This window comes from Spirulina sp. CS-785/01, from assembly GCF_028330525.1.
GTDB lineage: Bacteria > Cyanobacteriota > Cyanobacteriia > Cyanobacteriales > Spirulinaceae > JAQMSD01.
This window is the reverse complement of the sequence record NZ_JAQMSD010000311.1, coordinates 1-11,980: the sequence shown is the minus strand read 5'-3', so window position 1 is coordinate 11,980 and position 11,980 is coordinate 1. Positions and strand designations below refer to the sequence as shown.

11 protein-coding genes and 1 tRNA gene are annotated in these 11,980 nt (G+C 45.0%); 11 read left to right on the top strand and 1 reads right to left on the bottom strand.

The window, feature by feature from the left end; translation table 11 throughout:
- Positions 1-103: 103 nt before the first annotated feature.
- The 7 genes from PN462_RS20400 to murD all read left to right on the top strand — a co-directional run bounded on the left by PN462_RS20400 (position 104) and on the right by murD (position 7,735).
- On the top strand, positions 104-328 hold the full coding sequence (locus PN462_RS20400) for a DUF2997 domain-containing protein (RefSeq protein WP_272130679.1): 225 nt from the start codon (positions 104-106) through the stop codon (positions 326-328).
- A 41-nt stretch (positions 329-369) separates the two neighbouring features.
- Positions 370-1,293: a helix-turn-helix domain-containing protein gene (locus tag PN462_RS20395; RefSeq protein WP_272130678.1), complete on the top strand. Its 924-nt coding sequence runs from the start codon at positions 370-372 to the stop codon at positions 1,291-1,293.
- Between the two features lie 86 nt (positions 1,294-1,379).
- Complete coding sequence (locus PN462_RS20390) at positions 1,380-2,957, top strand: Hsp70 family protein (protein WP_272130677.1); 1,578 nt, start codon at positions 1,380-1,382, stop codon at positions 2,955-2,957.
- Between the two features lie 222 nt (positions 2,958-3,179).
- Positions 3,180-3,584 (top strand): fasciclin domain-containing protein, encoded by a 405-nt coding sequence (locus PN462_RS20385; protein WP_272130676.1) that lies wholly within the window; start codon positions 3,180-3,182, stop codon positions 3,582-3,584.
- Between the two features lie 73 nt (positions 3,585-3,657).
- The gene (locus PN462_RS20380) at positions 3,658-4,638 is read left to right on the top strand and encodes a M48 family metallopeptidase (protein ID WP_272130675.1); all 981 of its coding nucleotides are present in this window, start codon (positions 3,658-3,660) and stop codon (positions 4,636-4,638) included.
- A 317-nt stretch (positions 4,639-4,955) separates the two neighbouring features.
- On the top strand, positions 4,956-6,275 hold the full coding sequence (locus tag PN462_RS20375; RefSeq protein WP_272130674.1) for a hypothetical protein: 1,320 nt from the start codon (positions 4,956-4,958) through the stop codon (positions 6,273-6,275).
- Positions 6,276-6,373: 98 nt separating this feature from the next.
- Positions 6,374-7,735, top strand: coding sequence for a UDP-N-acetylmuramoyl-L-alanine--D-glutamate ligase (murD, locus tag PN462_RS20370; RefSeq protein WP_272130673.1), 1,362 nt, complete (start codon positions 6,374-6,376; stop codon positions 7,733-7,735).
- 233 nt (positions 7,736-7,968) lie between these two features.
- Here the strand turns inward: murD and PN462_RS20365 are convergent, their stop codons facing one another.
- Complete coding sequence (locus PN462_RS20365) at positions 7,969-8,424, bottom strand: hypothetical protein (RefSeq protein WP_272130672.1); 456 nt, start codon at positions 8,422-8,424, stop codon at positions 7,969-7,971.
- Positions 8,425-8,701: 277 nt separating this feature from the next.
- Here PN462_RS20365 and PN462_RS20360 point away from each other — a divergent pair, with 277 nt between their 5' ends.
- The 4 genes from PN462_RS20360 (at position 8,702) to PN462_RS20345 (ending at position 11,902) form a co-directional block, all read left to right on the top strand.
- Positions 8,702-9,178, top strand: coding sequence for an MEKHLA domain-containing protein (locus tag PN462_RS20360; RefSeq protein WP_272130671.1), 477 nt, complete (start codon positions 8,702-8,704; stop codon positions 9,176-9,178).
- Positions 9,179-9,213: 35 nt separating this feature from the next.
- On the top strand, positions 9,214-10,287 hold the full coding sequence (locus tag PN462_RS20355) for an aromatic ring-hydroxylating dioxygenase subunit alpha (RefSeq protein ID WP_272130670.1): 1,074 nt from the start codon (positions 9,214-9,216) through the stop codon (positions 10,285-10,287).
- A 97-nt stretch (positions 10,288-10,384) separates the two neighbouring features.
- On the top strand, positions 10,385-11,590 hold the full coding sequence (locus PN462_RS20350; RefSeq protein WP_272130669.1) for a Coenzyme F420 hydrogenase/dehydrogenase, beta subunit C-terminal domain: 1,206 nt from the start codon (positions 10,385-10,387) through the stop codon (positions 11,588-11,590).
- Positions 11,591-11,829: 239 nt separating this feature from the next.
- Positions 11,830-11,902 (top strand) — tRNA-Arg (locus PN462_RS20345).
- The last annotated feature ends 78 nt before the right edge of the window (positions 11,903-11,980 follow it).

The window sequence follows — 11,980 nt, the reverse complement described above, 5'->3', positions numbered from 1 at the left end:
ATCAAAGTTTCTTAGGTGGAATGATAGGTTGAGAGTAAAGTAAGATAAGAAGCAAGCACTATATTAGCTTGCTCTGGATTATAACGATTTGTAGGGAGTTCCAATGGCTGAATATCAAAAGATTGAGTATCGTATCGGCAAAAACGGCAAAATTACCGAAACTGTTCTCGAAGGAGTCAGCGGCCAACAATGTACGGAAATGACGCAAGATATTGAGTCCGCACTGGGAACGGTCGAAGATCAAGAACTGTTACCAGCCTATTATGAAAACCCCGACGCTGTGCTGGAAGTGGAGGAACAAACCCAGTCTCTAGAACAACAGCAGTAAATGACGGACAATAGCAAGGGAAAACACATTAAGGGAGAGCAATGGTAGAAGGAGACCCCAATCTCTTCTGGTTTGGTTTAGTCCTTTGGGTGGCCGGGACGGCATTTGCCCTCAGCTTGTTTGGGTCAAAAACGCAACAGGAGGAGGCCATTACTTGTCAGTATGAGGCTGATCCAATGTTGCGCGATCGCTTGGCAACAGTAGGAATTACCTATTGGTCAACCTTCCAACGGAAAACCGGCCTCACCCCCCGGCAACTACTCCAACTCCGTCAGGGAAAGTTGGACAATTTGACTTGGCAACAAATGCAACGAGTCGCCCAACTCCTCAACTGGACATTAGAGGAATTTTTACAAAATTATGATGTCTCTTTCCCGTCCTTGGGGGAAGCATTCCAACAAATTGCCAAACTGCACCAGAAATATCGGCAACTGCTGCAAGAAAAACAGGAATTGGAGCAACAGGCGGAGCAGAAACAGGTTAATTTAGAACAGACCAGTCAACAGGCCGAAACCTTCGCCACGAAACAACAGCAACTCCAAGAGGAGTTACAAACGGCCCAAAATGAGGTAACGCAACTCCAACAACAATGTCGCAGACTCCGCAATGAACTCCAGCAACAAAGTCAGCAACTCCCCCAAGATATCAAGCAAGCGACGTTTGAGCAGTTACAAACGTTATTAATGAATTATCCCACGGCCACGGTAATGGCCCAGAGTAAACCCGCTTTACCTGCGAAAAATTTTATCCCGTTGTTTACTCCCTTAAAGAATTTACTCCAGTCTTGGGGATATGAACCTATTGGGTCAGCATGGGAAAAGGTCTCGTTTGACCCCCAACTCCATCAACCCGATAGTCCCGATATTCAAGCGGGTGAACCTGTTTATATTCGTTTTGTCGGATATCGAGAGGGTGATAGAATTCTTTGTCCTGCTAAAGTAAGTCGTTATTTACCCAATACTTAATTTGGTAATAGGTAATAGGTAATAGGATAGTTTAACAAAGAAGAAACACCAAAGAACCAAGAAGAAACAACAAAAAACAAACCAAAATGACCACCGTTGCCATTGATTTTGGGACCAGTAACACGGTTGTTAGTCTGCTTGAACCGGAGACCCAAACGGCTAAAACTTTAAGATTTCCTAGCTTTTCTCGTCTTTTTTCCTATACCGTACCAGGGGGAGAGTCGGGTTTAGTTCCGGTGATTCCGAGTTTGTTTTTTGTGCAGGGAACGGATAAAATTTTGATTGGGGAAACCGTGCGATCGCAACGTCTCGGACTTCGAGAACCGCAACGGCTATTCAAGAATTTTAAACGGGATTTGGCGGCAGATTTCCAAATGCCACCCCGTGTCATTGATGGCACAGAATACGAAGCAAAACGGGTGGCCGAACAATTTTTACAGCAAATTTGGCAGGAATTAGAAAACTTACAAATTAACCCCACAGAATTAATTTTTACCGTCCCCGTCGGTGCGTTTGAACGCTATATTAATTGGTTTCGGGACTGGGTGGAAAAAATTGGCTTACAAAAAGTCCGCTTTGTGGATGAGTCCACCGCCGCGGCCTTGGGGTATTCCATCCAGCGGCCCGAGTCACTGGTTTTAGTCATTGACTTTGGAGGGGGAACATTAGATTTAAGTTTAGTGCGCACTCAAAGTGTCCGTGGCCAAGAAGATACTTTAAAAGCGCGAACTATTGCCAAAGCAGATGCTTATATCGGCGGTGAAGATATTGATATTTGGATTATAGAAGATTATTTACGCAACATGGGGGCATCACGGGAAGACCTCTCGGCCACCAGTTGGCAAAATTTATTGGAAATTGCGGAACGGTTGAAGGTGCAACTGTCCAACCAAGAAGAAGCGGCGGAAAGTTGGTTGGATGAAGAAACCTTTATGTCCTATGACTTATCTCTGAGTCGGGACAAGTTAGAGGAAATTTTAGAAGAAAATCAGTTTTTGGAGCAACTGCGAGAAGCTATTGATGAGGTGATCACCACTGCTTTGGGGAAAGGGATTAATAAAAGTGACATTGAACAGGTGTTGCTGGTGGGGGGGAGTTGTTTAATTCCGGCAGTGCAGAATTTGATTAAGTTATATTTCGGGCGATCGCGGGTTAAACTGGATAATCCCTTCGAGGCCGTTTGTCATGGGGCCCTCACCCTGACTCAAGTGTCCCAAATGGACGACTATTTGCGCCACAGTTACGCCATTCGACTGTGGGAACCTGTGACGCGCAGTTATTCCTTTTTTCCCTTGTTTGAAAAGGGGAGTGCTTACCCTTGTAAACGAGAGGAAGCGTTAACCTTACAGGTGGCCAAAGAGGGACAACGGGAAATTCGCTTAGATATTGGCGAGTTAGCCGAATTTAATCAAGCGGAGGTGACTTACGATGAGATGGGCCGGATGTCGAGTAGTAAGTTAAACCGTCAATCCCAATACCGTCCCCTCCAGAGTCATCAGAAAGCGGTCTGTGTGGCGCATTTAGACCCCAGTGGCCAGGTGGGGATGGATCGCATTTCGGTGGAGTTTGAGGTGGATGAGAAGCGCGTTTTGCTGGCAACGGTGACGGATTTATTAACGAATCGGGTATTGGTGGAACAGGGCGCGATCGCCAAATTAAAATAACCTTGAAAGTCAAGCTGAACCCTCGACGCGCTTCGGCTGAATGCTTGCCTCTATCAACCCGTTTTAACGGGTTTGAGCTACATATGCCTTGGGTTAAAACCCAAGGCATATGTAGCTGTTCACTAACAACCCACAACAAAAAACAAATAACCCCTGAGTCAGATGTGACAACCCCTAGCTCATCGTAAACTAAATGTGTATTTTGTTACGAAGCGTTAAACCATGCCCAATATTGTTGAAATTGCGGTGAGTGCAGGGTCTTTTGAAACCTTGGTGACAGCAGTGAAGGTGGCCGGGTTAGTGGAAACCTTGCAAAGTCCGGGGCCGTTTACGGTGTTTGCCCCCAATGATGAGGCATTTGCGAAACTGCCTCCGGGGACCGTCGAGTCTTTGGTGAAAAGTCCCCCCCAGTTGGGACGCATTCTCACCTATCATGTCGTCCCTGGAAAGCTGATGAAGGCGGACTTAGAACAAAAAAGCGAGTTAATTTCCGTCGAAGGGTCGCCGATCCCTCTCTATCATACCCAAGCCGGGTTAGAGGTGAAAAATTCTACGGCCATCGCCACGGATATTGAGGCGGATAATGGGGTGATTCATGTGATCGACGGTGTAATTTTAATGGGATAGGACTGATTGTGTCCGAGAGGGTCAGACAATGATTAAAATGGGCTAAAGAAGCCTTAATGTTGGAATCCTCACCATGGCCACCTATCCCGGACTGTCCAGTAAAGCCTTCCGTCATCCCCTAGACTCTCAAGCGGAACAAACCCTACGCAGTGTTCCGGGGTTTGAACTGCTCGCGAAAAATTTTGTGGAGTATTTCCACGAACGGCCTCGCTACGTTTACTTTATGGGGAATTATATCCAAGTGGGCCCGCGTCAGTATTCCACCCTCTACGGGATGTTTCGAGAATGTGTGCGGGATTTAAGTGTGTCGGGTGAACCGACTTTGTTTATCAGTCAGGATGCCCAGGTGAATAGTTATTCCCTGGGGACGGATCATCCGTCGATTGTGATTAATACGGGGTTAGTGGATCATTTGAGTGAGGCGGAAATTCGCACGGTGATTGCCCATGAGTTAGGCCATGTTAAATGTGGCCATACGGTGTTAATGCAGATGGCAGTGTGGGCAATGACGGCCACGCAGTTTTTAGGGGATATTACATTAGGGTTGGGGAATTTACTCAGTAGTGGGTTGCTGTTTTCCTTTTATGAGTGGCGACGCAAGGCAGAATTATCGGCAGATCGGGCGGCCTTGTTGGTGATGGAAGATTTGGATTTGGTGATGCAAACTATGATGAAGGTGGCCGGGGGAAGTCAGAAATATGCCCATGAATGTAGTTTGGAGGAGTTTCAGCAACAGTCTCATCGCTATCTCGATTTGGATAAGGATGAGTTGAACCAGTTTTATAAATTTCTGATTTACAATGGGGGACAAGGGGCGTTTTTGTCTCATCCGTTTCCGGTGGAACGTCTCCACTATCTACAAGGGTGGCAACAGTCGGAACAATATCAGCAAATTCGCCAAGGGAATTATCATAATGTGACCACGGAAGGGTCTGTGGATGTGGAGTCCCACGATACAGAGAGTGAGGTGGATGCTCTGAAACGGCAGATTGAGGCGTTACAGGAGGAAATTGAACGAGTGAGACGGCGATCGCAATCTGACCGGAATTCTTAAAATTTCTCACTCGTGATAGAGATCAATTTCTCCTAAGATAGGGATCATGGTGCTTTTTTTTCTCTGGTAGCATATTTATAACACGGAAAATTGCTTCTTGAGCAGCTTGAGCTTGTGTCTCATTAGGGTGTATCACGGTACTCCACAGAGAAAGGAGGTTGGAGTCTTGAAGATGGGAGTCTTAAAGATGAGCATTTTAGGGAGTCCAACCGATGTAACCATTCTGTTGGTGTATTCACAAATCAAAAGCAGACTAAGCGAAAAAGGGTTGCGTCAGAGTGTAGGGTTTTGCATAATTGAGCAGGGGGACGCAGAGAATGATTTATAATTACTTTCTTGATCTGGTTCGTTATTATGATCCAGAGGATACCATTGAGGAATTTAGGAAGTTATTTTTTGAGTTTGAATGTCACTCTGAAAATGAGGAGGCATTTAAAGATTTAGAGCAAATTCTCAAGCACCAAGACCCACGAGAATTTATTAACACCCTGAAACGGTGTTGTTATATTTTAATTAATAATTGGGAAACCTTAAGACAATCTGAAGCCATTCGCAAGTTTGTTAAGGGGTTTCAAGAGGTTGATTTTGATCCGAAAAGTGTGAGAAATCGGAATAAAATTCGCCTCAAATCTTATTTAAAATCCTTTGTTGAGAGTAAGGATTATGAGGAATTACTCCTCTTTACCGAGAAACACGGGACTCGAAGTAAGCAAGAGAAGCATTGGAGTGAACGTTATACCTCTTATCTTTTAGTGCCTCAGTATGCGGATACTAATAATTCTCCGGAACAACGGGAAGCAGCACGTACTTTGTCCGTTGAACTGAAACAGAAATTTAAATTTGATTTGGCCATGTTTACTGCGCGATCGCAGTCCCAATCAGTCCCGAAAGATAAACTCAAAAACCCCACCGGACTCGGCGAAGAAATCCTCAACTTAATTAAACGCATTGTCGCTAAACGGGGTAAATTTAGTTATACCAATTTAGCGCATATTTTCTGCAAACAAACCGAAGGAGTTCCCTATAATAAATTCAAAGAAGCTCTACTCAGTTATTTAGTCTATTCCGTTGAAAAGCATACAAACACCGAACTTCTCAAAACCCATCTCAAACGTAAACTAGAAAAGCTTTACAATAAATATAATGATAAAATCATTAATGAATCCCTGCTGTTAAGAACTTGTAATCAAGTCATTTCCTTCTTAACCACAGAAGATGGCGAAAATCCCTCAGAAACCTTTATTTATCTCCTCTCCCAAGGAACTCCCCTAACCTTAGTGATTGTTTTACTGAAACTAATTCTGATTTGTCCCAATGCGCGAACTCACTTAGAAACTTGTATTGCACATCTGATCGAATATTATCGAGAGTTCCCTGAAGATGAATGTCAGTGGGTGATTAACTTCTTTGAAATCTTTAATATTACCTTTGCCATCTATGCCGATAATGATGTGCAGTACGATTTAATTCGCGTTGAGAAAAAACGCAAAAACCAGCAATCTTCCCAGTCAGACCAAGACGACTTAACCGATGATTATTTAGAAAATTATCGAATCTTCTCCCAACATCGTGGAGAAGACCCAACCCAACTCCAGTTTGCCAACTTAAATATGAATGATTTTAAGTTTTCTGGATAGGGCATCGGGCGAAAATCGGGAGACAAGGGGAAAATTTCAGTTTTGTCTCCGTTCCTTGGTAACATCGATCTAGACAATGGGGTCATAGTTAGGAACTCATGCCGAAAGCACATATTATCGGCCTTGGCCGGTCGGGAGTCGCAGCAGCACGTTTACTGAAACAACAAGGATGGACGGTTGAATTGAGCGATCGCAATACCTCAACCTCCTTACAAACCTGCCAAGAAAACCTCCAACAAGAGCAAATTAGCGTCCAATTAGACCATACGCTCAGTTTAGAGCAAACCTCACCCGACTTAATCGTCGTGAGTCCAGGAGTCCCTTGGGACATCCCCATTTTAAAAGAAGCCAGAGCCAAAAGCATTGATACCATCGGAGAAATGGAATTAGCCTGGCGTTCCCTCAATACCGCCCCCTGGGTCGGCATCACCGGAACAAACGGGAAAACCACCACCACCGCCTTAACCGCCGCCATTTTTAAAACAGCAGGACTCCATGCCCCCGCCTGTGGCAATATCGGTTATGCCGCCTGTGAATTAGCCATTGGAGAACCCGCCACCCGTCACCCCTACGACTGGATTATTGCAGAAATTAGTAGTTATCAAATCGAATCCTCCCAAGACTTATCCCCCCAAATCGGCATCTGGACCACCTTCACCCCAGATCATCTCAAACGCCATTACACCCTCGAAAACTATTACAACATCAAAGCCAACCTCTTGCGACGCTCCCAGCAACAAATCTTTAATGGGGATGACCCCTATTTACGCAACATTGGCCGCGACCAATGGAGAGATGCCTACTGGACCAGCGTCTTAGGCAAAGACCGCCTACTTTGTCCCCCAGAAAAAGGCATTTATATTGAAAATAACCAAGTCATCGCATTAGGAGACCCCATCACCTCCGTGGCCTCCTTAAAAATGTTGGGAGATCATAATCGGCAAAATTTACTCTTGGCCGTAGCCGCCGCCAAACTCGCCGGAATAGACAATGAAGCCATTGCCGAAGCCATTGCCACCTTCCCCGGAGTCCCTCACCGTCTCGAATATATCTGCACCCATGCAGGAGTCCAGTTTATCAACGACAGCAAAGCCACCAATTATGATGCCGCAGAAGTAGGGTTAGCAGCTGTCCCCCAAGAAACCATTCTCATTGCAGGTGGAGAGTCCAAAGAGGGAGATGATACCGCTTGGGTTAAAATGATTCAGGCCAAGGCCAAGCAGGTTTTTCTCATTGGTGAAGCGGCAGAATTATTCGCCCAACGTCTCCATGATACTGGATATAAGCATTATGAGATTGTGGGAACAATGGAACGGGCCGTAGTACAGAGTTTTCAATTCGCCAAACAGAATAATATTCCCACGGTGTTACTCTCCCCCGCTTGTGCCAGTTTTGACCAATATCAAAGTTTTGAACACCGAGGCGAACATTTCCGGGAATTATGTTTACGCTTAAGTTGAGTATTGATAATTAATCATTGATAATTGATAATTGATTATTAAACCACAGAGACACAGAGGACACAGAGAGGGGATAGATTAAACCAACAACAAAGGTAAGCATTCAGATATCCGTTCGTAGTAAGCCCTTTAGGGCTTAATTTCCCAACCCCTAGAATGTAAATTTTCTGATGAGTCTCCCAACCCGTTTTCAACGGGTTTCAGCTATTAGCCTTGGGTTTTAACCCAAGGTTCTATTGCCATATTTGAACATCAGGAGACGGCAACACTAACTCCACCTTATCCCCATAATAAATATTCGGAATCGGTGGGGCAAGAATTTCGATCACCGAGGGGTCTTGAATATGGGCTGGTTTCGTCTCTGGGTGAGGATAATAGATTAAAGCCGGATATTGTACCCCCTGAAACTGCAAGTAACACTGGGAAAAGGAAAAATCTTCTTGGACTCCTTCAATCCACTGGACTTGGCGAAACGTCCATTCAGGATGGGCTAAACTAAACTGATAGGGACTAATATCCACATTGAGAGTCCCTGGGTAATAGTCCCCTAAGTCTAACCCTCTCCCTTGAAAATGGGGCGTTTGTAGCGGAATTGAACCTTGGGGATAAGGACTCTCCTCACTCTGTCCCGATGCTACCTGATATCCTGCCGTCACTATACCCGATACAGTCTGCCATTGTCGATTCATGGGTCTATCTTGCGCTACAATTTCAGATTAACTATGGGAGAATTTTCTATTTTAAGGAAGATTGGGCTAAATGTCCCTTGTCAGCATTCAGCTATCAGCCATCAGCCGTCAGCTTAAAACGCTTACCTGGTGATGTCTAGTAGATGGGATATAGCGAAGAAACCTTACTATCCAAGCAGGCCACTTTCATTCATCATTTCTTTTGTAAGGAAACTTAGGGGAAACCTAACTTCCCAACTTCTCCCTTAAATCGACCGATTGTTAGTTTGCAAAATTTATGACTTATTCCCTTCCCCAACCTTGGCAACAAGATAAAATCATCCAACATAGCCAACATTTATTAGCCAGTTTTGAACATTGGTTAGGCTATTCTTTAATTGACCGTTCCGGTTCACCAGAAGAAGTGGCTCATTTGTTATTTGAAGCTCCTTTTGTTATTGTTTCCCATGATAGCCAACCCGACCCCATTTTTAACTATGGCAACCAGAAAGCCCTAGAATTATGGGAGGTGACGTGGGATCAACTCCTGCAAATGCCCTCCCGTCAAACGGCAGAGGAGATGGAACAAGAAGAACGAGCCTTGTTGTTAAAAGAAACTCAGGAGAAAGGCTTTGTACAAAATTATACGGGGATTCGCATTTCGAGTACAAAACGACGGTTTCAGATTCAAAATGGGATTATTTGGAACGTTATGGATGATCAGCAAAACTATTTAGGACAAGCGGCACTCTGTCCGAGATACCAATATTTATAAAAAGTCAAGTATTTTTCAGATAAATTTGTACAATAATGGTCACTTCTGAAGCTATTCAAAGAACAAAAAAACAACCCATTCGGACTTGTGGTATTAACCCCAACCACTGGTATGTGGTAGCGAAAAGTGTTGAGGTTAAAAATGAGCCAGTTTCTGTCACTTTATGGAAAGAAAAGATTGTTTTATATCGGGATAATGCCAATAAAATTTGGGCGTTAGAAGATTCTTGTCCTCACCGACGGGTTAAACTGAGTGAGGGGCAAGTGGTGGCCAATACCCTAGAATGTGCCTATCATGGCTGGCGGTTTGATGAACGGGGGAACTGTGTTGCGATTCCCTATTTACAGGATAAGCAAAAAATTCCTCATTGCCAAGTTAAGTCTTATCCGGTGCAAGAACATGATGGGTTTATTTGGTTATTTTTAGGGGATGAAAACCCGGATACTGTCCCGCCGATGCGGATTCCCGAATGGGAGCATTTAAATTATATTGCTAGTGTGGCGACCATTGACTGTCGGGGACATTTCTCTTTTTTAATTGAAAATATCATGGATATGCACCACGGCCACCTCCATGACGATTATCAAGCCTGGGCTTCTGCTAAACTCATTAATATTGAGGAAAGCGAACAGCGTGTCGATGCTTATTATGAGGCACAGAGTTATTATAAAATCGACAAAATTTGGTCTATTTCCCAACTCTTTTTTCCCTCTCTCCGTCAACTACACCCTGATCCTTTAACGGTGCGTTATATTTATCCCCATTGGACCTCTACATTAGGGGATGATTTTAAACTGTATTGCCTATTTTGTCCGATTGATGAAACCCACACTCGCGCTTACTTGCTGCATTTCACCTCCTTAAATGCCTTTTGGCGACTGCATAAACTGCCTATTCCCTTCCGTCGGTTTATTAAAAACCGCCTCTTTGGGGCGGCTAATGGGTTTTTAGCCGGGTTGGTGAAACAGGATGTGAAAATGATCGAACAGGAACAAGAAGCCTATTTAGCCCATCCTGAGCGTAAATGTTATGAATTAAATCGCGCGATCGCAAGTGTCCAACGACTCATTCAAACCCAAGCCGCCAACCCCCAGCACCCCCGCCCCTGAGCGACTTTGTTACAATTTTTCACAAACTCCACCACATCGCCTTAACCTGCCCTAACCTAACCAATACAACCCAAAACTGCGAGAACAAACACCGATAATGACTTCTGTTGTTCCTAACCAACCCCACAAAAAAGCCAAAGCCTTAAAAGCCAAGAGTCCACGGCCTGCCAAAGCCCTTTGTAGTGAATGCGGCCTCTGTGACACCTACTATATTCACTATGTTAAAGAAGCCTGTGCCTTCCTCAACGAACAAATTGCCGACTTAGAGGCCCGGGCCCACCAACGGAGTCGCCAACTGGACAACGAAAACGAACTTTACTTCGGAGTCCACCAAGACATGATGGCGGCCCGGAAAAAACAACCCATCGACGGGGCCCAATGGACAGGTATTGTTAGCACTATCGCCTGTGAAATGCTCAATGCGGGCAAAGTCGAAGGCGTAGTCTGTGTTCAGAATACCCCAGAAGACCGCTTTCAACCCATGCCCATCATCGCCCGCACCCCAGAGGAAGTGTTAGCCGCAAAAGTCAATAAACCCACCCTCTCGCCCAATTTATCGGTCTTAGAGCAAATTGAACAGTCGGGGATGAAGCGGTTATTAGTCATTGGCGTAGGTTGTCAAATCCAAGCCCTACGCGCCGTACAAGATAAACTCGGCTTAGAGAAACTCTACGTTTTAGGGACTCCCTGCGTGGATAATGTCACCAGAGCAGGGCTACAGAAATTCCTCGAAACCACCAGTAAATCCCCCGATACCGTGGTGCATTACGAGTTTATGCAGGACTTTCGAGTTCATTTTAAACATGAAGATGGCTCAATCGAGAAAGTCCCCTTCTTTGGCTTAAAAACCAATCAATTAAAAGACGTTTTCGCCCCCTCTTGTATGAGTTGTTTTGATTATGTCAACTCACTGGCGGATTTAGTTGTAGGCTATATGGGTGCGCCCTTTGGCTGGCAATGGATAGTCGTCCGCAATGATACAGGCCAAGAGATGCTGGACTTGGTACAAGATCAACTAGACACCCAAGGAGTATCTGAGAAAGGGGATAGAAAGCAAGCCGTGCAACAAAGTATCCCAGCCTATGATAAAGGGGTAACATTGCCCATGTGGGCCGCTCAGTTAATGGGGGTGGTCATTGAACGCATTGGGCCGAAGGGGTTAGAATATGCTCGCTTTTCCATTGATTCCCATTTCACCCGCAATTATTTATATGTCAAACGCAATTATCCGGAGAAGTTAGAGGATCATGTGCCGGAGTTTGCGAAACGGATTGTGGAGCAGTACGAGTTACCGGAAAATTAGGATGGGTGGTTAGTTGTTGGTTGTTGGTTTTTTCTTAGAGGTCCAAATGGTATAAACCCCCGCAAAACCCGACACGGAAACGCTATTACCGGGGTTTGTCTTGAATTTGCGTCGGGTATGGGGTTAATCCCGCTTCTCATCATTCCACCCACGACAAGGGACGATTCGGAGATTGAGCCGCAAAGTTTACCCATCCCTTGGTATTTTTTGGCCATCCTGTTATACTGGTTTAGATGTAAGGGCGTGTAGCTCAGTGGATAGAGCATCAGATTCCGGTTCTGAGGGTCGGGGGTTCAAATCCCTCCACGCTCGTTTTGTGTAGCTCGTTTTGTGTAGCTCGTTTTGTGTAGCTCGTTTTGTGTAGCTCGTTTTGTGTAGCTCGTTTTGTGT

Excerpts from the sequence above, each read along its gene's own strand:
- PN462_RS20400 (WP_272130679.1), top strand. The coding sequence starts at position 104 with ATGGCTGAATATCAAAAGATTGAGTATCGTATCGGCAAAAACGGCAAA.
- PN462_RS20385 (WP_272130676.1), top strand. The coding sequence starts at position 3,180 with ATGCCCAATATTGTTGAAATTGCGGTGAGTGCAGGGTCTTTTGAAACC.
- PN462_RS20360 (WP_272130671.1), top strand. The coding sequence starts at position 8,702 with ATGACTTATTCCCTTCCCCAACCTTGGCAACAAGATAAAATCATCCAA.
- PN462_RS20355 (WP_272130670.1), top strand. The coding sequence starts at position 9,214 with ATGGTCACTTCTGAAGCTATTCAAAGAACAAAAAAACAACCCATTCGG.
- PN462_RS20365 (WP_272130672.1), bottom strand. The coding sequence starts at position 8,424 with ATGAATCGACAATGGCAGACTGTATCGGGTATAGTGACGGCAGGATAT.
- PN462_RS20395 (WP_272130678.1), top strand. The coding sequence starts at position 370 with ATGGTAGAAGGAGACCCCAATCTCTTCTGGTTTGGTTTAGTCCTTTGG.
- PN462_RS20375 (WP_272130674.1), top strand. The coding sequence starts at position 4,956 with ATGATTTATAATTACTTTCTTGATCTGGTTCGTTATTATGATCCAGAG.
- murD (WP_272130673.1), top strand. The coding sequence starts at position 6,374 with ATGCCGAAAGCACATATTATCGGCCTTGGCCGGTCGGGAGTCGCAGCA.
- PN462_RS20380 (WP_272130675.1), top strand. The coding sequence starts at position 3,658 with ATGGCCACCTATCCCGGACTGTCCAGTAAAGCCTTCCGTCATCCCCTA.
- PN462_RS20390 (WP_272130677.1), top strand. The coding sequence starts at position 1,380 with ATGACCACCGTTGCCATTGATTTTGGGACCAGTAACACGGTTGTTAGT.
- PN462_RS20350 (WP_272130669.1), top strand. The coding sequence starts at position 10,385 with ATGACTTCTGTTGTTCCTAACCAACCCCACAAAAAAGCCAAAGCCTTA.